At 67.8% G+C, this 23,501-nt stretch carries 20 protein-coding genes; 13 read left to right on the top strand and 7 right to left on the bottom strand.

The genetic code is table 11. The annotated features are described in order from the left end of the window. From NEF64_RS02875 to NEF64_RS02855, 5 genes are all read left to right on the top strand, one after another. Window positions 1-1,053 carry a class I SAM-dependent methyltransferase gene (locus NEF64_RS02875; RefSeq protein WP_056407436.1) on the top strand — a complete coding sequence of 351 codons (1,053 nt, stop codon included), beginning with the start codon at window positions 1-3 and terminating at the stop codon, window positions 1,051-1,053. Next, window positions 1,050-1,559 (top strand): GNAT family N-acetyltransferase, encoded by a 510-nt coding sequence (locus tag NEF64_RS02870; protein WP_056406953.1) that lies wholly within the window; start codon window positions 1,050-1,052, stop codon window positions 1,557-1,559. The genes NEF64_RS02875 and NEF64_RS02870 overlap by 4 nt, the downstream gene beginning before the upstream one ends. Before the next feature lie 150 nt (window positions 1,560-1,709). Then, window positions 1,710-2,468 carry a peptidoglycan editing factor PgeF gene (pgeF, locus tag NEF64_RS02865; RefSeq protein WP_056406951.1) on the top strand — a complete coding sequence of 253 codons (759 nt, stop codon included), beginning with the start codon at window positions 1,710-1,712 and terminating at the stop codon, window positions 2,466-2,468. Window positions 2,469-2,544: 76 nt separating this feature from the next. After that, the gene (locus NEF64_RS02860; protein WP_373928262.1) at window positions 2,545-3,888 is read left to right on the top strand and encodes a cystathionine gamma-synthase family protein; all 1,344 of its coding nucleotides are present in this window, start codon (window positions 2,545-2,547) and stop codon (window positions 3,886-3,888) included. A 187-nt stretch (window positions 3,889-4,075) separates the two neighbouring features. Continuing rightward, window positions 4,076-4,594, top strand: a complete 519-nt coding sequence (locus NEF64_RS02855) for a phosphoribosyltransferase (RefSeq protein ID WP_056406949.1) — start codon at window positions 4,076-4,078, stop codon at window positions 4,592-4,594. 165 nt (window positions 4,595-4,759) lie between these two features. Here NEF64_RS02855 and murA read toward each other — a convergent pair whose 3' ends face one another. Then, window positions 4,760-6,043: a UDP-N-acetylglucosamine 1-carboxyvinyltransferase gene (gene murA / locus NEF64_RS02850; RefSeq protein ID WP_031440515.1), complete on the bottom strand. Its 1,284-nt coding sequence runs from the start codon at window positions 6,041-6,043 to the stop codon at window positions 4,760-4,762. A gap of 121 nt (window positions 6,044-6,164) precedes the next feature. Here murA and NEF64_RS02845 point away from each other — a divergent pair, with 121 nt between their 5' ends. Next, window positions 6,165-6,953, top strand: coding sequence for a Crp/Fnr family transcriptional regulator (locus tag NEF64_RS02845; protein ID WP_081874263.1), 789 nt, complete (start codon window positions 6,165-6,167; stop codon window positions 6,951-6,953). A gap of 54 nt (window positions 6,954-7,007) precedes the next feature. Here the strand turns inward: NEF64_RS02845 and clpS are convergent, their stop codons facing one another. Together clpS and NEF64_RS02835 are read right to left on the bottom strand one after the other, a co-directional pair. After that, a complete protein-coding gene (clpS, locus tag NEF64_RS02840; protein ID WP_056407432.1) occupies window positions 7,008-7,394 on the bottom strand; it encodes an ATP-dependent Clp protease adapter ClpS in 387 nt (128 codons plus the stop codon). Between the two features lie 236 nt (window positions 7,395-7,630). Next, window positions 7,631-8,470, bottom strand: coding sequence for a phasin family protein (locus tag NEF64_RS02835; protein ID WP_056406947.1), 840 nt, complete (start codon window positions 8,468-8,470; stop codon window positions 7,631-7,633). Window positions 8,471-9,132: 662 nt separating this feature from the next. On the opposite strand from NEF64_RS02835, the gene NEF64_RS02830 reads away from it, so the two are divergent. Further along, on the top strand, window positions 9,133-10,605 hold the full coding sequence (locus NEF64_RS02830) for a lipopolysaccharide biosynthesis protein (RefSeq protein WP_056406945.1): 1,473 nt from the start codon (window positions 9,133-9,135) through the stop codon (window positions 10,603-10,605). 18 nt (window positions 10,606-10,623) lie between these two features. Here the strand turns inward: NEF64_RS02830 and NEF64_RS02825 are convergent, their stop codons facing one another. Together NEF64_RS02825 and NEF64_RS02820 are read right to left on the bottom strand one after the other, a co-directional pair. Further along, entirely contained in the window at window positions 10,624-11,763 is a 1,140-nt protein-coding gene (locus tag NEF64_RS02825) for a glycosyltransferase family 2 protein (protein WP_252574593.1), read from the bottom strand. A 205-nt stretch (window positions 11,764-11,968) separates the two neighbouring features. Then, a complete protein-coding gene (locus NEF64_RS02820; protein ID WP_056406941.1) occupies window positions 11,969-13,726 on the bottom strand; it encodes a PHA/PHB synthase family protein in 1,758 nt (585 codons plus the stop codon). A gap of 391 nt (window positions 13,727-14,117) precedes the next feature. On the opposite strand from NEF64_RS02820, the gene NEF64_RS02815 reads away from it, so the two are divergent. Together NEF64_RS02815 and NEF64_RS02810 are read left to right on the top strand one after the other, a co-directional pair. Continuing rightward, a complete protein-coding gene (locus tag NEF64_RS02815; protein ID WP_031440657.1) occupies window positions 14,118-15,326 on the top strand; it encodes an LL-diaminopimelate aminotransferase in 1,209 nt (402 codons plus the stop codon). 287 nt (window positions 15,327-15,613) lie between these two features. Further along, complete coding sequence (locus tag NEF64_RS02810; RefSeq protein WP_056406939.1) at window positions 15,614-16,042, top strand: acyl-CoA thioesterase; 429 nt, start codon at window positions 15,614-15,616, stop codon at window positions 16,040-16,042. Between the two features lie 4 nt (window positions 16,043-16,046). On the opposite strand, the gene NEF64_RS02805 is transcribed toward NEF64_RS02810, so the two are convergent. After that, window positions 16,047-16,529, bottom strand: a complete 483-nt coding sequence (locus NEF64_RS02805) for a winged helix-turn-helix transcriptional regulator (protein WP_056406937.1) — start codon at window positions 16,527-16,529, stop codon at window positions 16,047-16,049. Window positions 16,530-16,660: 131 nt separating this feature from the next. Between NEF64_RS02805 and NEF64_RS02800 the strand changes: the two genes are divergently transcribed. The 4 genes from NEF64_RS02800 (at window position 16,661) to NEF64_RS02785 (ending at window position 22,726) form a co-directional block, all read left to right on the top strand. After that, window positions 16,661-18,781: a RelA/SpoT family protein gene (locus tag NEF64_RS02800; protein ID WP_031394869.1), complete on the top strand. Its 2,121-nt coding sequence runs from the start codon at window positions 16,661-16,663 to the stop codon at window positions 18,779-18,781. 616 nt (window positions 18,782-19,397) lie between these two features. Next, on the top strand, window positions 19,398-21,209 hold the full coding sequence (locus NEF64_RS02795) for a DUF885 domain-containing protein (protein ID WP_252574591.1): 1,812 nt from the start codon (window positions 19,398-19,400) through the stop codon (window positions 21,207-21,209). Window positions 21,210-21,280: 71 nt separating this feature from the next. After that, the gene (locus NEF64_RS02790) at window positions 21,281-22,273 is read left to right on the top strand and encodes a glycosyltransferase family 2 protein (protein WP_056406933.1); all 993 of its coding nucleotides are present in this window, start codon (window positions 21,281-21,283) and stop codon (window positions 22,271-22,273) included. A 213-nt stretch (window positions 22,274-22,486) separates the two neighbouring features. Continuing rightward, entirely contained in the window at window positions 22,487-22,726 is a 240-nt protein-coding gene (locus tag NEF64_RS02785; RefSeq protein WP_056406931.1) for a hypothetical protein, read from the top strand. Window positions 22,727-22,762: 36 nt separating this feature from the next. Here the strand turns inward: NEF64_RS02785 and NEF64_RS02780 are convergent, their stop codons facing one another. Beyond that, window positions 22,763-23,491 (bottom strand): class I SAM-dependent methyltransferase, encoded by a 729-nt coding sequence (locus NEF64_RS02780; RefSeq protein WP_056406929.1) that lies wholly within the window; start codon window positions 23,489-23,491, stop codon window positions 22,763-22,765. Between the last annotated feature and the right edge of the window lie 10 nt (window positions 23,492-23,501).

Below are 23,501 nucleotides of genomic sequence, written 5' to 3'. Positions count from 1 at the left end.
ATGACTGACACCACCCCCGACACCGCCCTCCCCGAACGCCTCGCCCGCGCGATCACCCTCGCCGGTCCCGTCCCCGTCGCGCAGTACATGGCCGCCGCCAACGCACACTATTACGCGACCCGCGACCCGCTCGGCACCGCGGGCGACTTCACCACTGCGCCCGAGATCAGCCAGATGTTCGGCGAGCTCCTCGGCCTGTGGTGCGCCGACCTGTGGGACCGCGCTGGCCGCCCGGACATCGCCTGGGTCGAGCTCGGCCCCGGCCGCGGCACGCTCGCCGCCGACGCGCTCCGCGCCATGGCCAAGGCCGGCCTCGTGCCCCCCGTCCATTTCGTCGAAACCAGCCCCGCGCTCCGCACCGCGCAGGCCGAACGCGTCCCCGCCGCGACCTGGCACGATGCGATCGACACGCTGCCGACCGAGCTTCCGCTGATCGTCGTCGCGAACGAATTCTTCGACGCGCTGCCGATCCGCCAGCTGCTCAAGCGCGAGGACGCCTGGCACGAACGCCTCGTCGCCGCGCAGGACCTGCTGTTCCTCCCGATCGCGGGCAAGCCGCTGCCCGACGCCGTCATCCCCGAGCCGTTCCGCGACGCGCCCGCCGGATCGATCCTCGAGACCGCCCCCGCCGCGGTCGGCATCGTCCGCGCGCTTGCGAAACGCCTCGTCGCACAGGGCGGCGCGCTGCTCGCGATCGACTACGGCTATGAAGGCCCCGCGCTCGGCGACACGCTCCAGGCGGTCCGCGCGCACGCCTTCGCCAACCCGTTCGAGGCACCGGGCGAGCACGACCTGACCGCGCATGTCGATTTCACCACGCTCGCCGCCGCCGCGCAGGCCGATGGCGCGGTCGCCTGGGGCCCCGTCGCACAGCGCGACCTGCTCGGCGGTCTCGGCATCGACACGCGCACGTCCGCGCTCGCCAAGGCCTCGCCCGACCGCGCCGAGGCGCTCGCCGCCGACCGCCGCCGGCTGATGGACGGCATGGGCAGCCTGTTCAAAGCGCTCGCGATCACGTCGCCCAGCTGGCCCAACCCGGCCGCCTTCGCATGATCACCTATCGCGACGCGGTCCCCGCCGACGGCCCCGCGCTCGCCGCGATGGCGCGCGCGTCGTTCACCGAGACGTTCGGCACGCTCTACCGCCCGCAGGATCTCGCCGCGTTCCTCGACCAGGCGTTCGGGCCGCAGGGCCTGCCGTCGCAGATCGGCGACCCCGCCTTCCGCATCCATGTCGCGCTCGACGATGGTGCGATCGTCGGTTTCGCGAAGACCGGCCCGGTCGCCTTCCCCGGCGACTGGCCCGCCACCGCGGTCGAGCTCTACCAGCTCTATGTCCGCGCCGACCGGCACGGCGCCGGCGTCGGCCCCGCGCTGATGGACTGGGCGCTCGCCACCGCGCGCGCCGAGGCCCGGACCGAGATGATCCTCAGCGTCTATGTCGACAACCACCGCGCCCACCGCTTCTACCAGCGCTACGGCTTCACCGAGATCGGCCGCTACGTCTTCATGGTCGGCGAAAAAGCCGACGACGACCGCATCCTCCGCCTGGCGCTGTGACGCGGCACCTACCGAACCCCACCCCGGCGAAGGCCGGGGCCCAAGTGGCACGTCCCCGGTAATGAAGCACCGCCCCCCGTCACACCCGTCCCCCAATTGGGCCCCGGCCTCCGCCGGGGTGGTGCTCGACGACAGACAGGACCCACGCGCATGACCCCCACCCCCATCCGCGCAAAATCCCTCGCCCCCATCCCCCACGGCTTCCTCACCCGCACCGGCGGCATCTCGACCGGCCCTTACGCCAGCCTCAACACCGGCACCGGTTCCGATGATTCCCCCACCGCGATCGCCGAAAACCGCCGCCGCGCGACCGACGCCGTCCTCCCCGGCGCGCAGCTCGTCGGCCTCTACCAGATCCACTCCGCCGAGGCGGTGACGATCACCGCGCCGGTCGACGACACATTCCGCCCGCGCGCCGACGCGCTCGTCACCGACCGCCCCGGGCTCGCGCTCGGCATCCTCACCGCGGACTGCGCCCCCGTCCTCTTCGCCGACAGCGAGGCGGGGATCGTCGGCGCCGCGCATGCCGGCTGGCAGGGCGCGCTCGGCGGCGTCACCGACGCGACCCTGCTCGCGATGGAGGCGATCGGCGCGCGCCGCGACCGGATTGTCGCCGCGGTCGGCCCGTGCATCGCGCGCGCCAGCTACGAGGTCGACACCGGCTTCCTCCGCCGCTTCTGCGAGGCCGATCCGGAGAACGAACGCTTCTTCGCGGATGCCCGCACCGACCATTACCAGTTCGATCTCGAGGCCTATGTCGTCAACCGGCTCGCCGCCGCGGGGGTCGGCCGGGTCGAGGCGCTCGGCCGCGACACCTACACCGAAGACGACGCCTTCTTCAGCTATCGCCGTGCGACCCATCGCGGCGAACCCACTTATGGTCGCCAGATCAGTATCATCGGCCTCTGACGCCTCCCCAAACCGGCTGCGCATCGCTAGGCTCGCCGCATCGGCCCGCACCAGACGGGTCATGCAGGAGCCTAGAATGTCCGATACCCCGACCCCCACCGGCATGCCCGCCGAGACCGAAGCCGACCTCACCGGCGTCGCCGCGCGCGTCGCCCCCAAGCCCGAGGTCGAGAAGATCGGCGGCCGCAAGCTGAAACCCTCGACGCTGATGATGGGCCATGGTTACGACCCGTCGCTGTCGGAAGGGTCGCTCAAGCCCCCGATCTTCCTCACCTCGACCTTCGTCTTCCCCAATGCCGCCGCGGGCAAGCGCCATTTCGAGGGCGTCACCGGCAAGCGTCCGGGCGGTGCCGAGGGCCTCGTCTATTCGCGTTTCAACGGCCCCAACCAGGAGATCCTCGAGGATCGCCTCGGCGTCTGGGAAGAGGCGGAGGACGCGCTCGCCTTCTCGTCCGGCATGTCCGCGATCGCCACCTTGTTCCTCGCGATGGTCAAGCCCGGCGACACGATCGTCCATTCGGGGCCGCTTTACGCCGCGACCGAGACGCTGATCGGCCGCGTGCTCGGCAAGTTCGGGGTCAAGTGGCTCGACTTCCCCGCGGGCGCCACCCGCGAGGAGATCGACGCGGTGATGACCGAGGCCGCGACCGGCAATGTCGCGCTCATCTATCTTGAAAGCCCCGCCAACCCGACCAACGCGCTGGTCGACGTGGAAGCGGTCGCCGCCAGCCGCGACGCGATCTTCGGTGACGAAAAGCCGCCGATCGCGATCGACAACACCTTCCTCGGACCCCTCTGGTTCCAGCCGCTCAAGCACGGCGCGGACATCGTCGTCTATTCGCTGACCAAATATGTCGGCGGTCATTCGGATCTCGTCGCGGGCGGCGTGCTCGGCACCAAGGCGCACATCAACACGATCCGGACGATGCGCAACACGATCGGCACGATCACCGATCCCAACACCGCATGGATGCTCCTGCGCAGTCTCGAGACGCTCGAGCTCCGCATGAGCCGCGCGGGCGAGAACGCCGCCAAGGTCTGCGCCTATCTGCGTCACCACCCCAAGGTCGAGCGCGTCGGCTATCTCGGCTTCCTCGCCGACGAACCCGGCGCCGAGCGTCAGGCCGACATTTATCGCCGCCACTGCACCGGCGGCGGCTCGACCTTCTCGCTCTACCTCAAGGGCGGCGAACGCGAGAGCTTCGCCTTCCTCGACGCGCTCAAGATCGCGAAACTCGCGGTCTCGCTCGGCGGCACCGAAACGCTCGCCAGCCACCCCGCCGGCATGACGCACCTCTCGGTCCCCGACGCACGCAAGCAGGCGCTCGGCATCACCGACAACCTGGTGCGCATCTCGATCGGCGTCGAGGATGCCGACGACCTGATCGCCGACTTCACGCAGGCGCTCGAAGCGATCTGACCCTAACCTTGTTCTCCCGCGAAGGCGGGAGCCCAGACTGGGTCCCCGCCTTCGCGGGGAAACACCCGGACTAGGAGCCCCGCCTTCCCCCCGTCATCCTGACGAAAGTCAGGATCCAGAGCCAAGCAAACCCACCCTACCCGATCCGATCTGGCCCCAGCGCCCCCCACCCGTTAAAGCGCAACGGATGCCGATCTTCACCCCCATCCCGCAGGACGACTTCGTCGCCGCGATCCACACCCTCGCCGCACAGCTGCGCGCCGACGCCGACTGGACCCCCGATTTCATCATCGGCATCGGCCGCGGCGGTCTCGTCCCCGCGGTCTTCCTCAGCCACGCGATCGGCCTCCCGACGCTCTCGGTCGACTATTCGAGCCAGGTCGAGGATTTCGCCGACCAGCCGCTCGTCAAGCTCGCCGCGCGCACCCAGTCGGGCGAACGCCTGCTCTTCCTCGACGACATCAACGATTCCGGCCGCACGATCACCCATCTGCGCACCGCGCTCGCCGCCGCGGGCGCCGTCCCCGGCGCGATCCGCTTCGCGACGTTGATCGACAATCTCAGCTCCGCCGAACGCATTGACTACACCGCGCGCACGATCGACCGCCGCGACACCAAGGACTGGTTCGTCTTCCCCTGGGAAGCCGTCGCCCCCGCCACGACGATCGAACACGACGCCGCCGAAGTCCCCGACCGCATCGCCTGACGCGCGCTCAACCCCGTCATCCTGACGAACGTCAGGACCCAGGGTCCCAAACGCCGCACTCCCCCCAAACCCGTCATCCTGACGAAAGTCAGGATCCAGGGTTACAGGCGCCGCGCTTCACGGCTCTGGGTCCCGACGCCCCTCAGGATGACGGAGGAAAGAGCCTCACCCGTCGCTGGCCCGCTCGATATCCGCCCCGACCGCGCTCAGCTTCTCCTCGAGCCGCTCATACCCCCGGTCGAGATGATACACCCGCCCGACCGACGTCTCCCCATCCGCCGCCAGACCCGCCAGGATCAGGCTCATCGACGCGCGCAGGTCGGTCGCCATCACCGGCGCGCCGACCAGCTTGTCGACGCCGCGCACCACCGCGGTGCGCCCGCGCACCTGGATGTCCGCGCCCATCCGCGCCAGCTCGGGCACGTGCATGTAGCGGTTCTCGAAGATCGTCTCGGTCAGCACGCTCGCGCCGTCCGCCTTGCACAGCATCGCCATGAACTGCGCCTGCATGTCGGTCGCAAACCCCGGATAGGGCGCGGTCGACAGCGTCAGCGGCTGGAGATGCCCGTCCGACGCGACGCGGATGCCGTCCTTGGTCGGGGTGACGCTCACCCCCGCCTCGACCAGCGCGTCGAGCGTCGCGCCCATGTCCGACGCGGTCACGCCGGTCAGCTCGAGGTCGCCGCCGGTGATCGCCGCCGCGCAGGCATAGCTGCCCGCCTCGATCCGGTCGGGCATCACCGCATAGGTCGCGCCGTGCAGCCGGTCGCGCCCCTCGATCGTCAGCGTCTCGGTGCCGATCCCGTCGATCGACGCGCCCATCGCGACGAGGCAGCGGCACAGGTCGACGATCTCGGGCTCGCGCGCGGCATTCTCGATCACGCTGGTCCCGCGCGCGAGCACGGCCGCCATCACGACATTCTCGGTCGCGCCGACCGACACGATCGGGAAGCGATAGCGCCCCCCGGTCAGCCGTCCGCCGGGCGCAGTCGCCTTCACATAGCCCGCCGCCATCTCCAGCTCGGCGCCGATCGCCTCGAGCGCGCGCAGATGCAGGTCGATCGGCCGGTTGCCGATCGCGCAGCCGCCGGGCAGCGACACCGTCGCCTCGCCGCCGCGCCCGAGCAGCGGCCCGAGCACGAGGATCGACGCACGCATCTTGCGCACGATGTCGTAGGGGGCTTCGGTCGAGGTCAGATTGCCCGCGCGGATCGTCATCACCCGCCCGAAATCCTCGGGCCGCGTCCCCTGGATCGCGGTCGACGCGCCCAGCTGGTTGAGCAGATGCCCGAACCCGTCGACATCGGCCAGCCGCGGCAAATTGCGCAGCGTCAGCGGCTCCTCGGTCAGCAATGCGCAGGGCATCAGCGTGAGCGCGGCGTTCTTCGCGCCGGAAATGGGCAGGCGCCCGGTCAGGCGGTTGCCGCCGCGAATGAGAATACGGTCCATCCCCGGCTGTCTATCGCCCCGCACGATCCGCGCAAGCCCGGCCGCATGGCGGGCCTGCCTCCGCAGGCGCGCATGGCGGCCAACCAAATGCGGCTCATACCGGCCCTATTGATCGACTTTAATGCGTAAAATCGGGGGGTTTGCTCTGTGGAGCAACGACGGGGAGCCGATCACAGTGCCGCACAGCTGCTTCGCCGAACGTCTCGGCGATTACATCACCTTGACCGAGAGCGAGACGACGGCACTGACGCGCCTCGAGGAGCGCCCGCGCGACCTGCGCCGCGGCACGATCCTGCTGCGCGAGCACGACCCGATGGCCGAGCTCTTCATCCTCCAGCGCGGCATGGCGATGAGCTATGTCCTGCTCGACGACGGCAGCCGCCAGATCCTGCGCTTCCTGTTTCCCGGCGACATGCTCGCGGTCTCGGCTTTGGTCTATCGCGACTCGCCCGAGACGATCGTCGCGATGACCGACCTGACCGTCTGCCCGTTCGACCGGACGCTGATGGCGGGGCTGCTGACCGAACATCCGCGGCTCGCCGCGGTCATCATGGTGATGAACCAGATGGAAAAGGTCGCGCTGACCGACCGGCTCGCAGCCCTCGGCCGGACCTCCGCCAAGGTCCGCGTCGCCGCGCTGCTGCTCGAGATCCGCAACCGCATCCGGCTGACCGGACAGGCCGCGACCACCGACTTTGCACTCCCGCTCACGCAGGAGGAGATCGGCGACGCGACCGGGCTGACCGCGGTCCATGTCAACCGCATGCTCCGTCAGCTCGAGGAGGACGGGCTGATCGCGCGCGGTGCTGGCCGCGTGTCGTTCACCGACGAGACCGCGCTGCTGCGCGCGGCCAATTACGTGAACCGGTTCGACGGTCTCGACCTGCGCTGGCTCCCGCCCGCGCGCTGATCCGCCGGGCCCGGCGGGGGGCCCAGCGCCAGCCGCGCGCTCAAAACCGTGCGATCAGGCCTTTTCGAGCGTGCACTGCAGCGGGTGCTGGTTCTGCTGCGCGAAATCCATCACCTGGCTGACCTTGGTCTCGGCGACCTCGTAGCTGAACGTCCCGCACACGCCGACGCCCTTCTGGTGGACGTGCAGCATCACCCGCGTCGCCGCCTCCATGTCCATGCGGAAGAAGCGCTGCAGGCACAGCACGACGAATTCCATCGGCGTGTAATCGTCGTTGAGCATCAGCACGCGGTACGGCGTCGGCTGCTTGGTGCGCGACCGCGTCTTGGTCGCGATGCCGACATTGCCCCGGTCGTTGCCGCCGGAATCTCCGGTGCCGTCGGAATTCCCGTCTTCGGCACGGATCCCGTCTTCAACACGGCTATAGCGTCGCTCGGTCATCGTCATCGGAACCAGTATTTTCGGTGTCAGCGCCATGACGTGAAAATATGGCACCTGATGGTCGAAGAGCAAGCCCCGCCCGCTAAAAGGGCAACCTATGAGGCCCGGCGAAAGGGCCCGGCAAAAGGGCTGGACACAAGCGCCACGCAAAAGGGGCAGGCAAGGGATCCCCTGCCTGCCCCTCCCGTCTCGCATCCGGCCGGGGACGACGCGTGGCGCCGACCCCGGTCACCGGCTCAGTTCGCGATCTTCATCTTCTCGGTCGCGATCGCGACCCGGTTGGACAGAGGCTGCGTGATCTCGCCCGCCATCTTCATCATCATCTCGGTCGAACGCGCGCTGTCCGCGATCAGCGTGTCGAACGCGGTGCGCATGTAGTCGCCCTGGAGCTTCATGAATTCGGTCGGCGACTTGGCCGCGGCGAGCGTCTTCATCGCTTCGGTCGCGCCCTCGAACGACGCCTTGGCATAGGCCGAAACCTCATGCCCCAGCGTCTCGGCGCCCTTGGCGGCGATCTTCGACGATTCGACGATCGCCTCGATATTGCCCTTGGCGAACGCATTGGCGTCCTCGAACGCGGCCGCGCTCTTCTCCATCGCGCCCTTCGCGCGGGTCGAGAGGTCGGCGAACATTGCCTGGGTCTTTTCGATCGTGCCGGTGTCGAAATTCATCATGCCATCCTTTCCTGTACGCGCCGCTCCGACGGGAACGACGATGTCTGCTGGTGTCGAAACGGGTGTTGCAAGCGGCACCGCGACGCCGGTCACGGCGGGCGGCACCTCGTCGGTGCTCACAGGCTGTGCGTCGTCGGACGCGGCGGTCTGCGGCTCGTCGGGGCTCACGGGCTGCGCAGCGATGTCCGCCGCAGCAATCCCCGCCGCCCCCTCGACCGCAGCGACAGCCATCTCGGGCACAGTCTCGGGAGGCGCGACGGGCGCGGTCTCGGGCGGTGCGATTTCGAGGGCTTGCGCCGTCTTCGGTGTGGCGGCGCGCGATCCGCCCCGGGCTGCGCGACGCGGCGTCGCACCCAGCTTTACCGCCTTGTGCTCGTCCGACTTGGCCCCAGACCCCCGCATCGCCACCGCTCCCCGCATTCTTGTGCTGCGGCGCAATATATCAGACTCAAAACACGATAACAATGTCGTTTGTGCAGTGCAATATAAAGCGGATTCAATGGCTTTGCATATCGACGCTCCACGCCTCCGCGGCCCGGGCCGCAAGGCCGGTCAACGCACGACGGCAGGACCCAGCCGAGTCGCGTCGTAACCGTACGGGGATCGTGCCCCACATGCCTTCCCGTTTATCCCCACACGGCGAAAGCGATCGCGTCAAATCTTCTCCGAACGCGATGATCCCAGACGTTTTTCTTGGCAGCAGCGCCGGAACGGGGCTATTGGAAGCAATGGCCTTCGGTCAGCCCAGTGATCCCAACGTCTGTCAGCACCGAAGGGCTTGATCCCATCTCGTATATGTCCGGCCTAATCATGGATATCCCCACCGCGTTTGCGCAACCGGCTATCCGACGACCACGCGGCCTGCCCGGATGGTCGCGGCACTGGAATACATGCGAGCCTGCGACCATCGATTACGCGTAGAGCCGCCGGCAGAGCGCCGATCAATCACTACCAACATAGCCAAGCCTCAGGCCTGATGGGCTTTCAGGGCTTCGGCACCCCCCAAACCATGGATATCGAGCTCTATTCGCTGCCGAATAGGGCTCGCTCAAGGGCCTCGAATTATGGACGTCGCATCTGATCACAAGGGGAAGGCACCCGGCTCCATTCGCCGTTCATTCCTGTGGGCGGCAATCGGACAGACGGGAATGCTCGTCATACAGTTTGGCAGCTCCGTGGTGCTGGCGCGGATCTTGACGCCGTACGAGCTTGGCGTGTTCGCGATTGCGCTTGCGACGGTCGGCATGATCACCGCGTTTCAGTCGCTTGGCCTTGGCAACTATCTGATTCGCGCTGATGTCGTGGATCGCGATGTCCTGTCGTCGGTCTTCAGTGTCAACATTCTGCTGTCTGTGGCGATCAGCGCGATCATTGTCGCATTCGGTCTGCTGGGTCAGGCGCTGTTCAAGGATCCCGGGGTTCAGACAGTGCTGTTCTGGATCGCGTGGACGCCGCTGATCAATGCACTGTCGCTGGTCCCGACCGGACTGCTCCAGCGCGAGGGGAACTTCAAATCGATCTCGACGATCCGCCTGATAAGCTCCCTGACCGGGACGATCTGCACAGTCCTTTTCGCGATCGCGGGCTTCAGTTACATGAGCCTCGCCTATGGCAGCGTCATAACGGCCGTCATGAGTTCAGTTGCAACCTGCCTCGTCGCCCCGCGCCACGTCCAGTTCCGCTTGGGCGCACGTCACTGGCGCGATATCTACAAGTTCGGGTCACGGATGCTGATGATCAATGGTGTCGTGCAGATGCAGAACCAGGTATCGAATTTTGCGCTGGGCAATCTTAGCGGGCTGTCGGCCCTCGGTCTCTATTCCCGCGCGAACAACCTTTTCAGCATCCTGTCGGATAACGTGCATACCGTTCTTGCGCGGGTTTTGATCGCCGATTTCGCCCAGATCGCACGCGACGGCGCACCGTTGCGCTTACGCTACCTTCGGGTGCTCGAATTCATGACCGCGATCCTGTGGCCGGCCTTCGCCGGCATGGCCGTTCTGGCGGGACCGATGGTCTACATCCTCTACGGCGCGAAGTGGACCGCGCTTGCGCTTCCACTGTCGGTGCTGTGCTTCAACGGAATCCTGTGGGTTTCGGTGACGATGGCGTGGGAGCTCTTCGTGGTCGCGAAGGAGACCTCGAAACAGGCACGGTTCGAAATTATCCGGGCGACTGTTGGGGTTGCGCTGTTCGTGACCGGCGCACTGTTCAGCCTCACCGGCGCCATGCTGGGCCGCGTCGCCGAAGGCATGTTCGCCGTATTCCTCTATCTGCCGCACATCAAGAGAATGACGGGAAGTCACGACGGAGACTTTCTCCCCATCTATAGACGTAGCGCGGTGGTCACCATCGCAGCGATCTGCCCGCCGCTCCTGCTGATGATGTGGCACGGATGGGATGCCCGGACCCCGTTCGTGCAAGTCGCGATGTCGGTCGTGGCCGGTGGTATGCTCTGGGCGCTCGCCCTTCTCTACTACCGTCACCCGATCATCACCGAGCTGCGAGGCCTGGCGGCTCGACGCCGGTCCGCCTAGCCAACCTATCGTCCCGGGTCACCGCCCGACCAGCGCCTTCACCCGGGTCCGCAGCGTGCCCGGGAGCGCGACGCGGAACAGGATTCGTGCCATCACGGTCGGCAGGCGTTTCGCCGGCGCCAGCACCAGCGCCTCTGCGATCAGCCCCTTGATGGCGAGGCGCACGGCGGTGCCGATTAACAATTCCTGCAGCGCTGCGCGGTTGTCCGGCGTCATGATATCGCCATGCGCGTTCAGTGCATCGCGGATAAACCGGCAATCCTCGACCGATGGCTCGAACGGTCTGTAAAAGCACAGCTCGACGAGTTTTGCGGAGAGTGCCACTGCAAGCCAGTTCTGCTCTGCCGGGGTCAGCTGCGCGCATCCCACCGTGTAGAGGTCTGTCATCGTCGTCGCCTGCTTGATCGCGTCGTACAGCGCGGCATCGAACACGAGATCCGGCACGGTACGCATGCGACGCTGTGCCGAGATCGCGGCGAGCTGGGCGCACAAGGCCCCCCGGCGCCCGGCAACGACCGACTGGCTCGTGATGCTGCCGTCATGCATCCGGTAGCCGCCCAGCGGTTCGGTAAGATTGTGCAGCCGACCGAAGCTCTGAAGCCGCCAATACAAATCGGAATCCTCCGCGATCAGGAGAGGGCGATAGCCACCGGCCGCGTGAAAGCTTTCGGTCCGCACCATCAACATCGGCTGAAGCAGGTAGGGCTCGGTCGCAGGGATGCTGAACGGATCGGCGCGCGCGGGATCGCGAAGCCGCGTCAGCGTGCCGAGCCAGCGCCCATCCGTGTCGATTTGCCGTGCCGCGCCCGCCACCGCAACACAGTCGGGGTTCGCCTCGAGATAGCGGATCTGCCGCTCGAACCGGTCCGGGTTCGACAGGTCGTCGGCATCGTGCCGGGCGATAAAGGGCGCGGTGCAGGCCGCAAGCCCCGCATTGAGCGCCGCGACGATCCCGCCATTGGCCTGCGTGATGACGTGGATGCGCGGATCCTGCCGCGCGGCTTGTGCGAGCAGTTCCGGTGAATTGTCAGTCGAGCCGTCATCGACGATGATGATCCGGATGTCCCGGATCGTCTGTGCCTGAATGCTGGCCAGGGTCTCGGGCAGGAACCGGCCGGCATTATAGGTCGACATGAGCACGTCGATTTGGGCGGTCAAGGGGCGTCCTTTATGCGAGTTGCTGGCGGCCGGTGCCCTCGCGGCACGGTCCGGGTCAATGCATAACGGCAAATTATCCTCTGTTAAGAACACCGACCGGCGTGGCGCGACCTTGGTCCCGCCGCGCCTCTGCCCGGAGCGCGACACGCCGCCACGACTGGCTCAGGCGCGAATCCCGCACCGGCGCATGGGGACGCACCCCCGCTCACCGCATCCGCACATAGTCTCCCGGCGACTCGCCAAGCGCGGGCAGCGCGCCTTCGCCGGGGATCCGCGCCCCCGTCGCCGCGACCGTTTCGTCCCCCATCGCGCGCAGCCACGCGACCCAGTCGGGCCACCAGCTCCCCTTGGTCTCGACCGCCGCGGCGACGAACGCGTCGAGGCTCGACGGCGTGTCGGTGCTGGCCGGGTCCAGCGTCCAATATTGATATTTCCCCGCGGCGGGCGGGTTGACCACGCCGGCGATATGCCCCGATCCCGCCAGCACGAAGCGGACCGGCCCCGACAGCGCGGTCGTCAGCTTCCACACGCTCGCCGCCGGCGCGATATGATCCTCGCGCCCCGCCTGGACATAGGCGGGCGTCGTCACGCAACTGAGGTCGACCGGCGTGCCGTCCACCACCATCGCGCCCGGCTCGACCAGCAGATTGTCGCGGTACAGGTCGGTCAGATAGGCCCTGTGCCATTTCGCCGGCAAATTGGTCGTGTCGCCGTTCCAGTGGAGCAGGTCGAACGGCACATAATCCTTGCCGAGCAGATAGTTGTTGGTGACGTAATTCCAGATCAGGTCGCGCCCGCGCAGCAGGTTGAACGTCGCCGCCATATAGCGCCCGTCGAGAAACCCCTCGGGCGACAGCGTGCCGAGCAGCGCGATCTGCTCGTCGTCGATGAAATGCGCGAGCTCGCCCGCATCCGCGAAATCGACCTGCGCCGTGAAGAACGTCGCGCTCGCGACGCGGTCCGCCTGCCCCCGCGCGCTCAGCACCGCCAGCGTCGCGGCCAGCGTCGTCCCCGCCACGCAATAGCCGATCGTGTGCACCGCGGGCACCTCGAGCAGGCCGCGCACCGTCTCGATCGCCTCGATCTGCGCGGCGACATAATCGTCCCAGATCACGTCCTTCATGCTCGCATCCGCGGACTTCCACGACACCATGAAGACGCTCAAGCCCTGCTCGACCGCCCAGCGGATGAAGCTCTTCTCGGGGTTCAGGTCGAGGATGTAGAAGCGGTTGATCCACGGCGGAAAGATCACCAGCGGCGTCGCCTGCACGCGCTCGGTGGTCGGCGCATAATGGATCAGCTCGTACAGCGGCGTGCGCAGCACGACCTTGCCCGGCGTCATCGCCAGGTTGCGGCCCAGCTCGAAACTGCCCTGCGCGGTGTGGCTGAGCTGCCCGCGACCGATGTCCGCCATCATGTTCTGCAGGCCCTGCAACAGGTTGGCGCCGCGCGTCTCGATCGTCTTCTCGATCACCTCGGGGTTGGTCAGCGCGAAATTGGTCGGGCTCATCGCATCGACGAAGCCGCGCGTCGCAAAGCGCAGCTGCTCCTTCTGCCGCGGCTCCAGCCCCTCGACCGCGTCGACGCTGCGCAGCATCTGGTCGCCGATCGTCTGGTAACTCTGCCGGATCAGGTCGAACACCGGCTCGCGCCACTGCGCCGCCTTGAACCTTTTGTCGGTCGCGGGCCCGGGCTCGGGCTGCGGCGCCGCGCCGCCCCCCGGGGGCACCAGCATCTGCTGCCACAACGCAAACCCGTCACGCCAGAAATCGCGCACCCGCGAAAGCGTCGCCGGATCGTTGAACCCCGGCACCACCATCGCCTCGGGCACCGCCGCATCGAGCGGCGCGGTGATCGCATCGAGCCCCTGCGCCATCATCATCTGCTGCGCGCGCCCCATCACCCAGGTCCAGTGCTGCAGCTCGGCCAGCGTCGGTGCGGCAATCCCCGGCGTCTCGGACATGGGCAACCTCTCCTTTTGCCCAAGCCTAACCCACTCCCCCACCCGGCGAAAGCACCCAGCAACCCTCCCGCCCCTTCCGTCCCCTTCCGTCATCCTGACGAAAGTCAGGACCCAGAGCCAAGCAGCGTACACGCCCGCCGCTCTGGATCCTGGATCAAGTCCAGGATGACGACGTGGAGAGCGACCGCCCGCCCCAAAAAACCCGTCATCCTGACGAAAGTCAGGATCCAGAGCCAAGCAGCACCCCCGCCTGCCGCTCTGGATCCTGGATCAAGTCCAGGATGACGACGTGGAGAGCACCCCCCACCTTTCCCGCCACAACCCAAACGCGGTGGATGACGCCCCCCGCGGCATACGGTACAGCACCCCTTCCTCCAGCTCGGGGCCGATCATGTCCGACGATTTCTACCGCATCAAACGCCTGCCACCCTATGTCATCGCCGAAGTGAACGCGATGCGGGCGGCGGCGCGGGCGGGCGGCGAGGACATCATCGATCTCGGCATGGGCAATCCCGACCTGCCGCCCCCCGAGCACGTCATCGCCAAGCTCGTCGAGGTCGCCAGCAAGCCCGGCGCGCACGGCTATTCGCAGTCGCGCGGCATTCCCGGTCTCCGCAAGGCCCAGGCGAACTATTACGGCCGCCGCTTCGGCGTCGATGTCGATCCCGAGACCGAGGTCGTCGTGACGATGGGCTCGAAGGAAGGGCTCGCCAGCCTCGCCACCGCGATCACCGCGCCCGGCGACGTCGTGCTCGCGCCCAACCCGTCCTATCCGATCCACACCTTCGGCTTCATCATCGCCGGCGCGACGATCCGCGCGGTGCCGACCACCCCCGACGACGCCTATTTCGAGAGCCTCGAGCGCGCGATGGCGTTCACCGTGCCGCGCCCGTCGATCCTCGTCGTCAACTATCCGTCGAACCCGACCGCGGAGGCGGTCGATCTCGCCTTCTACGAACGGCTGGTCGCCTGGGCGAAGGAGAACAAGGTCTGGATCATCTCCGACCTCGCCTATTCCGAGCTTTACTACGACGGCAATCCGACCCCCTCGATCCTCCAGGTCAAGGGCGCCAAGGACATCGCGATCGAGTTCACCTCGCTCAGCAAGACCTATTCGATGGCGGGCTGGCGGATCGGCTTCGCGGTCGGCAACAAGACGCTGATCGCGGCGATGAGCCGGGTGAAGAGCTATCTCGATTACGGCGCCTTCACCCCGATCCAGGCCGCCGCCTGCGCCGCCCTGAACGGCCCGCAGGACATCGTCGCGCGCAACCGAGAGCTCTATCACAAGCGCCGCGACGTGCTGGTCGAAAGCTTCGGCCGCGCCGGCTGGGACATCCCCTCGCCGCGCGCCTCGATGTTCGCCTGGGCGCCGCTCCCGCCCGCGCTCGCGCATCTCGGCAGCCTCGAATTCACCAAGCAGCTCCTCACCCACGCGCACGTCGCGGTCGCGCCGGGCGTCGGCTATGGCGAGAATGGCGAGGGCTATGTCCGCATCGCGATGGTCGAAAACGAACAACGCCTCCGCCAGGCCGCACGCAACGTGAAGCGCTACCTCCAGAGCATGGGCGTCAACACCCCCGCCCAGGGCGCCGGCTGACCCGCCGCCGACCCCCGTCATCCTGACGAACGTCAGGACCCAGAGCCACGCAGCACTCCGCCCGTGGCTCTGAGTCCCGGATTAAGTCCAGGATAACGGCGGGAAGAGCAGCACCCCCACCCCAAACCGTCATCCCCGCGCAGGCGGGGATCCAGACCGGCGAACGCCCGCGAGTCCAGCCGCACCCGCATAGACTATGGACTCCCGCCTCCGCGGGGATGACGAAGCGGGTGGCCATGCCCCCCGAAGGTTGACGCCACCCCCCGCCCCAGCCATCCCCCAAAGCCATGACCCGCCCCGGCTTCGCCTTCTCCACCACCCTGCGCGTCCGCTACGCCGAGATCGACGGGCAGAAGATCGTCTTCAACTCGCGCTATCTCGAATATGCCGATGTCGCGATCACCGACTTCTGGGACTGGAGCGGGATCGCCGCCGCGGTGCCCGGCTGGGACGACATCGAATTCAACGTCCGCCGCACCGAGATCGACTATCTCGCGCCCTTCCGCCTCGGCGACACGATCGCGGCGCATGTCCGGATCGAGCGGGTCGGCACGTCGAGCCTCACCAAGCGGATCGAGCTGACGCATGCCGAAAGCGGCGCGCTCCACACGGTAATCACGATGGTCAGCGTCCATGTCGATCTCGCGACCGGCCGCCCCGCACCCCTGCCGCCCGCGATCCGCGACCATATCGCGCGGCTCGCCACCCCCGCCTGACCGCTTAGTCCGTCGCGCCGATCTCCCCCGGCAGCGCCCAGATCAGCTCGCCCCGGCCCAGCACGCGGCCGTCATGCGCGCGCACCGCGACCTGTTCGATCGGCTGCCGGTCGCGCGCATCGACCAGGATCGGGAAGGCCGGGATCCGCGTCTCCCACCGCTCGCCCCATTGCCGCAGTGCGATCATCGTCGGCAGCAGCGCAAAGCCCTTCTCGGTCAGGCCATAGGCGATCTTGCGGCGATCCTCGGGCAAGGGCCGCCGCGCGAGGATCCCGTGCTCGACCAGCCGCGCGAGCCGGTTCGCCAGGATGTTGCGCGCGATGCCGAGCTCGGCCTGGAATTCCTCGAAATGATGCAGCCCGTTGAACGCCGCGCGCAGGATCAGGAACGACCAGCGCTCCCCCATCGCCTCGAGCGCCGCCGGCAGGCTGCATTCGCGCAGCGGCTCGCGCAAAATCCCCCGCGAAATTCCCCCCGAAATCCCCATCGTCTCGGCTCCCCCCGACCCCGGTCTATTCTATAGCATCCTGCCGCGCGATGCGCTCATCGAGTGCGTCTATCACGGTGACCCAACGCTTTTGGTTGCAAAGCAACACGCTGCGGCCCCATCTATGTCGGGTGTTGCGCCAATATGAACTCGTCGATCGAGTCCTCGATTACGATCCCGATGCCGACGAGGCCCTGCTGAACCGCGCCTATGTGTTTTCGATGCAGGCGCACGGGTCGCAGAAGCGTGCGAGCGGCGATCCTTATTTCAGCCATCCGATCGAGGTGGCGGGCATCCTCACCGACCTGCATCTCGATGACGAGACGATCGCCACCGCGATCCTCCACGACACCATCGAGGATACCGTCGCCACGCCCGAGGAGATCACGCGGCTGTTCGGCCCGTCGGTCGCGCGGCTGGTCGACGGCGTCACCAAGCTCAGCAAGATCGAGGCGCAGACCGAGAACGAGCGCGCCGCGGAGAACCTGCGCAAGTTCCTGCTGGCCATGTCCGACGACATCCGCGTGCTGCTGGTGAAGCTCGCCGACCGGCTGCACAACATGCGCACGCTGCATCACATCGCCAAGCCCGAGAAGCGCCGTCGCATCGCCAAGGAGACGATGGACATCTACGCGCCGCTCGCCGAGCGGATCGGCATGTACGAGTTCATGCGGGAGATGCAGACGCTCGCCTTCGAACAGATCGAACCCGAGGCCTCCGAATCGATCAACCGCCGGCTGGAACAGCTGAAGGACGGCGACGGCAACCGCATCGCCAAGATCGCCTCGGGGCTCAAACTCGTGCTGTCGCGCGCCGGCATCGAGGCGGAGGTCGCGGGGCGCGAGAAGCATCCCTATTCGATCTTCCGCAAGATGTCCGAACGGCACATCAATTTCGAACAATTGTCCGACGTGATGGCGTTCCGCGCGATCGTCCCGACCGAGGCGGACTGCTACGCCGCGCTCGGCATCATCCACCAGCGCTGGCCGATGGTGCCCGGCCGGTTCAAGGATTACATCTCGACGCCCAAGCGCAACGGCTATCGCTCGCTCCACACCAGCGTGATCCATGCCGACAATGCGCGCATCGAGATCCAGATCCGGACCGAGGCGATGCACGCCCAGGCCGAATTCGGCCTCGCCGCGCACTGGGCCTACAAGCAGAAGAGCGGCGGCCAGACGATCGGCGGCGGCGAGCATCAGGTCAGCTGGATCCGCGACCTGGTCGAGATCCTCGACACCGCCGAAAGCCCCGAGGAGCTGCTCGAACACACGCGGATGGCGATGTACGCCGACCGCATCTTCGCCTTCACCCCCAAGGGCGAGCTGATCCAGCTGCCCAAGGGCGCGACGCCGATCGACTTCGCCTATGCGGTCCACACCGATCTCGGCGACCAGGCGGTCGGCGCGAAGATCGACGGCCGCGTCGTGCCGCTCTCGACCGTGATCGAAAACGGCAACCAGGTGCAGATCCTGCGTTCGAAGGGCCAGTCGCCGCAACCGCACTGGCTCAACGTCGCGACCACCGGCAAGGCGCTCGCCGCGATCCGCCGCCATCTGCGCCACAAGGAGCGCGTCGAGCAGGAGGCGCTCGGCCGCACGCTGTTCGACGACATCGCCTCGCGCCTCCCAGCCCCGATCGGCCCCGACGCGACCGAGCCCGCACTCAAGCGGCTCAAATTCGCCGACGAGGGCGCGCTGATGGTCGCAATCGCGCGCCGCACCGTGTCCGACGAACAGGTGATGGAGGCGCTGATGCCGGGCTCGACCGGCGCCGATCTCGGCCATGCGGTCGCCCCGCAGTCGAGCGCGATCTCGATCAAGGGGCTGACGCCGGGCGTCGCCTATGACCTCGCCACCTGCTGCCACCCGGTGCCGGGCGACCGCATCGTCGGCCTGCGCCGCCCCGATGCGGGGATCGAGGTCCATGCGATCGACTGCCGCGTGCTCGCCGAACTCGCCGAGCGGACCGAGAACGAGACCGACTGGGTCGACGTCGCCTGGGGCGAAAAGACCGAAGGCGCGGTCGCGCGCATCTCGGTGATGGTCAAGAACGAGCCCGGCTCGCTGGGCGTGGTCGCGTCGATCATCGGTACGCACATGGCCAACATCATCAACCTCCGCCTCGACACGCGCGACACCAGCTTCCACACCAACGAGATCGACGTCGAGGTCCACGACATCCAGCAACTCATGCGCCTCATGGCCGGCCTCCGCGCCGCCGACGCCGTCAACACCGTCGAACGCGTGTAAGGGAAAGCGGCCCACCGCCGTCCCCGTCCCGTCCCCGCCATCCCGCTTTCCATCGTCCCCCGTTTCGTCGTCCTCCGTCCCATCCTCCCCCCTTTCCGTCATCCCGACGAAAGTCGGGACCCAGAGCCCAGCAGCACCACCACCCGCAACCCTGGGTCCCGGGTCAAGCCCGGGATGACGAAAGGGGAGAGTCACCCCTCCCCCGTCATCCCCGCGCAGGCGGGGATCCAGACTGGCGACCGCCGGCGATTCATCACCAACCGCATAGACTATGGATCCCCGCCTCCGCGGGGATGACGGAGCGGGCGGACAAGCCCCTGCCCCCATCCCCACCGTCATCCTGACGAAAGTCAGGATCCAGAGCCAAACAGCACCACCGCCTGCAACCCTGGATCCTGGGTCAAGCCCAGGATGACGTAAGGGGAGGGCCGCCCCCTCCCCCGTCATCCCCGCGCAGGCGGGGATCCAGACTGGCGACCGCCCGCGATCCATGAACCCGCATAGCCTATGGATCCCCGCCTCCGCGGGGATGACGACGCGAGGGACAAGCCCCCCGCGCTTGCCCCGCACAATTCCCCAGCTACTATCCCCCGCAACACCCCGGGGGACCCATCACATGAACCGTCGCGCCTTCCTCTCGTCCGCGAGCATGCTCGCCACGCTCGCCCTCGTCCCCCGCGCCGCGCTCGCCGCCGGCGCCACCCCCGGCGACGCGAAGCTCGACGCGCTCCTCACCTCGATCTTCGACGCGAACCTCAAATACGCCCCCGAATTCGCCACCCAGCTCGGGCTCGACAAGGGCGCCAACGCCGCGCTGAAAAGCCGGCTCGGCGATTACACCCCCGGCGCGGTCAGGGCGAACCTCGCGCGCACCACCCGCACGATCGCGCAGATCGAGGCCGTGCCCCCCGCCACGCTCTCCGACGCCGGCCGCCTCAACCGCGAGGTGGTGCTCTATTCGCAAAACCAGCAGCGCACCGCCGCCGAGCGGTTCGGGCTCGGCTCCCCCACCAACCCCTATGTCATCAGCCAGCAGGACGGCGCCTATTTCAACGTCCCCGACTTCCTCGACAGCGCGCACACGATCAAGACCGCCGCCGACGCGGACGCCTATTGCGCGCGCCTCGACGCGTTCGCGACCGCGCTCGACGGCGACACCGCGACGCAGGCCGAGCGTGCGAAACGCGGCCTCGTCGCCCCCGGCTTCTCGCTCGACCTCGCGCTCGGCCAGATGGCGGCGCTGCGCGCCCCCGCGCCCGCGCAGAGCGGCCTCGTCACCTCGGTCGCGACGCGCACCAGGGCCGCGGGGCTGACCGGCGACTGGGACCGCCGCGCCACCGCGCTCGTGACAGACAAGGTCTATCCCGCGCTCGACCGCCAGATCGCGCTGGTCAAGCAGCTCCGGACCACGGCCCGCGCCGAGGCCGGTCTCTGGGTGGTCCCCGGCGGCGACGCGATCTACGCCGCCGCGCTCGCCCAGGCGACCACCACCAACTTCACCCCCGACGAGGTCCACAAGCTCGGCCTCGACCAGGTCGCGCAGATCGGCGCCGAACTCGACACCATCCTCAAGGCGCAAGGCCTGACCAAGGGCAGCATCGGCGCACGCCTCGCCGCCTTCAACGCCACCCCGGCACAGCTCTATCCCGACACGCCCGCCGGCCGCACCGACCTCATCGCCGGGCTCAACACCGGGCTCGCCGCGATGCAGGCCAAGCTCCCCCAGGCGTTCATAAACCCGCCGTCCGCCCCGCTCCAGATCCGCGCGGTCCCGACCGATATCCAGGACGGCGCCTCGAACGGCTATTACCGGCTCGCCGCGCTCGATGGGTCGCGCCCCGCCATCTACTTCATCAACCTGAAAAGCGTCGCCGACTGGCCCAAATACACGCTCCCCTCGCTCACCTATCACGAGGGCGTGCCGGGGCATCATCTCCAGCTCAGCCTCGTCGCCGGGCTCGACACGCCGCTGCTGCGCAAATTCTCGTTCTTCGGCGCCTATGTCGAAGGCTGGGCGCTCTATGCCGAACAGCTCGCCGACGAGCTCGGCGGCTATGCCGGCCCGATCGAACGCGCAGGCTATCTCCAGTCCTTCCTCTTCCGCGCCGCGCGCCTCGTCGCCGACACCGGCATCCACGCCAAGCGCTGGACGCGCGAACAGGCGACCGACTATTTCGTCGACACCGTCGGCTTCGCCCGCCCCCGTTCGCAGCGCGAGATCGAGCGTTACTGCACGATGCCCGGCCAGGCCTGCAGCTACAAGCTCGGCCACATCAGCTGGCTCCGCGCCCGCGACACCGCGAAGAAGATCCTCGGCGACAAGTTCGACGTGAAGCAGTTCCACGAAGTCCTGCGCGACGGCGCCGTCCCCCTCACGATCCTCGAACGCCTCGTCGAGGCCCGCGCGACGGCCCTCGCCAAGGCCTGACACGGGGGGCCCGACGCGGGGCGGCGATTTCGGACGATGACGCCGCGCAACGGGGCGGCTAGAGAGCGGGGATGCACCGTCCCGCGCTCTCGATCGTCGTCCCCTGCTACAACGAGGCGGCCTGCCTCGACCTCCTCCACGCGCGCATATCGGGCGCAGCGCAGAGCGCGGTCGGTGAGGATTACGAGATCGTCCTGATCAACGACGGCTCGCGCGACGACAGCTGGTCGGTGATGCAGCGTCTCGCCACCGCCGATCCCCGGCTCGTCGCGATCAACCTGTCGCGCAACCACGGGCATCAGCTCGCGCTCACCGCCGGGCTCGACCTGTGCGCGGGCGAGCAGATCCTGATCATCGACGCCGATCTCCAGGATCCCCCCGAGCTCCTCCCCCAGATGCGCGCCGCGATGGCCGAGCAGCAGGCCGACGTCGTCTACGCGGTCCGCCGCCAGCGCGCGGGCGAGACCGTGTTCAAGAAGGCCACCGCCGCCGCCTTCTACCGGCTGCTGACCAAGATGACCGACACGCCGATCCCGGTCGACACCGGCGATTTCCGGCTGATGAGCCGGCGCGCGCTCGACGCGTTCCTGTCGCTACCCGAACAGGCCCGCTTCATCCGCGGCATGGTCGCCTGGATCGGTTTCCGCCAGGTCCCCTTCGCCTATGACCGCGCCGAGCGGCATGCGGGCGAGACCAACTATCCGCTCGCCAAGATGATGCGCCTCGCCTTCGACGCGGTCACCGGCTTCTCGACCGCCCCCTTGCGCTTCGCCAGCCATGCCGGCCTCGCACTCACCGGCGTCTCGCTGCTGCTGTTCGTCTACATCGCGATCGGCTGGCTCTCGGGCAGCGCGGTGCAGGGCTGGACCTCGACGATGCTGGTGACGGTGTTCCTCGGCGCGGTGCAGATGTTCGTGCTCGGCATGATCGGCGAATATCTCGGCCGGCTGTATGTAGAATCCAAACGCCGCCCCCTCTACATCGTCGCCGACATCGCCGGCCCCATCCAGGGCAAAGCCACATTGGGCTTCCGCGCCGAACCCCCAGAAACCCCCGTTACATAAAAAAGCCCCTCCCCTTCAGGGGAGGGGTTGGGGTGGGGCCCCACCCCGCAAGCACCGGCTCGCAAAGTCCCCGTTCGTGCTGAGCGAAGTCGAAGCACCGCCCCCCGGCACCCACCCTTCGACTGAGCTCAGGGCGAACGGACATGGGGCGGCGCCTGGCCCGATTGCGGACATCAAACCATCGTGACATGTCTTCGCACAGAGGAGATTGGGATGGCGACGGTAACAGCACGGCTGGCGAACAGGCTGCCCCCGCGGCTGCGTATGGCCATGACGCCATTTCTGTCGTTCGCGATCGGTTGGCTCGCGCTCACCGGCCTGATCGAGACCGTGCAGAACGGCGACTCTTTCGACCTGGTGAAGCTCGGCGCGCTGATCGTCGGGTGCGTCCTGGCGGCGTTCGTCCGTCCGATCCCGGACAGATATCGGCAATCACCCGACCAGCAAGAGTGATGGAGAGCGCAGACACATCGTCGCGCTCGCCACCCCCTACCCAGGCACCGCCAGCGTCACGATCGACACCCCCGGCGTCATCGGCACGCGCCCGACCAGATGCCGCTCCAGCCGGAAGATCCGCTCGAACAGCGCATTCAGCGGCTTGGCGGGCGGGGAATCGTCGCTGTCGTCGCGGCCCGACAGCCGCCCCGCGATCCGCGCCGCCGCCGCCAGCGGGAACAGCAGCGAGTTGAAATAGCCGAGCTTGTCGGGCTTCAGCCCCGCCGCCGCGATCGCGGTCTTCAGCGTCGCCTTCGAATAGCGGCGATGGTGATGGTTGACCGTGTCGTGCGCGCTCCACAGCCACTGGTGCGCCGGGACCGCGATCAGGATCTTGCCCCCGGGCGCGAGGCACTGCGCCATCGCCTTCAACGCCGCGACGTCGTCCGCGATATGCTCGACCACGTCGAGCACCGCGATCAGGTCGTAATGCCCGCGCGGCACCCCCGGCAGCTCGGGGAGCGGCGCCGCCCCGACCGGCTTGCCGAGCCGTGCGCTCGCGATCTCGCGCGCCGCCGGATCGATCTCGATCGCGTCGATCTCGCCGAACCCCGCCAGCATCGGCAGGTTGTGCCCCGTCCCGCAGCCGATCTCGAGGATCTTCGCATCCGCCGGCAGGCCGCCATAGCGCGTCAGATAATCCGCCAGGATGTCGCGGCGCGCGCGGTACCACCAATGCGTGGAATCATGCGCGGCCATCCGGTCGTAAACGATGCGGTCCATCAGCAATCGG

The sequence above is a fragment of the Sphingomonas aerolata genome (assembly GCF_023935825.1).
Classification (GTDB): domain Bacteria; phylum Pseudomonadota; class Alphaproteobacteria; order Sphingomonadales; family Sphingomonadaceae; genus Sphingomonas; species Sphingomonas aerolata.
Note: the sequence above shows the minus strand (reverse complement) of the source record. Positions and strands in the feature narration are given on the sequence as shown.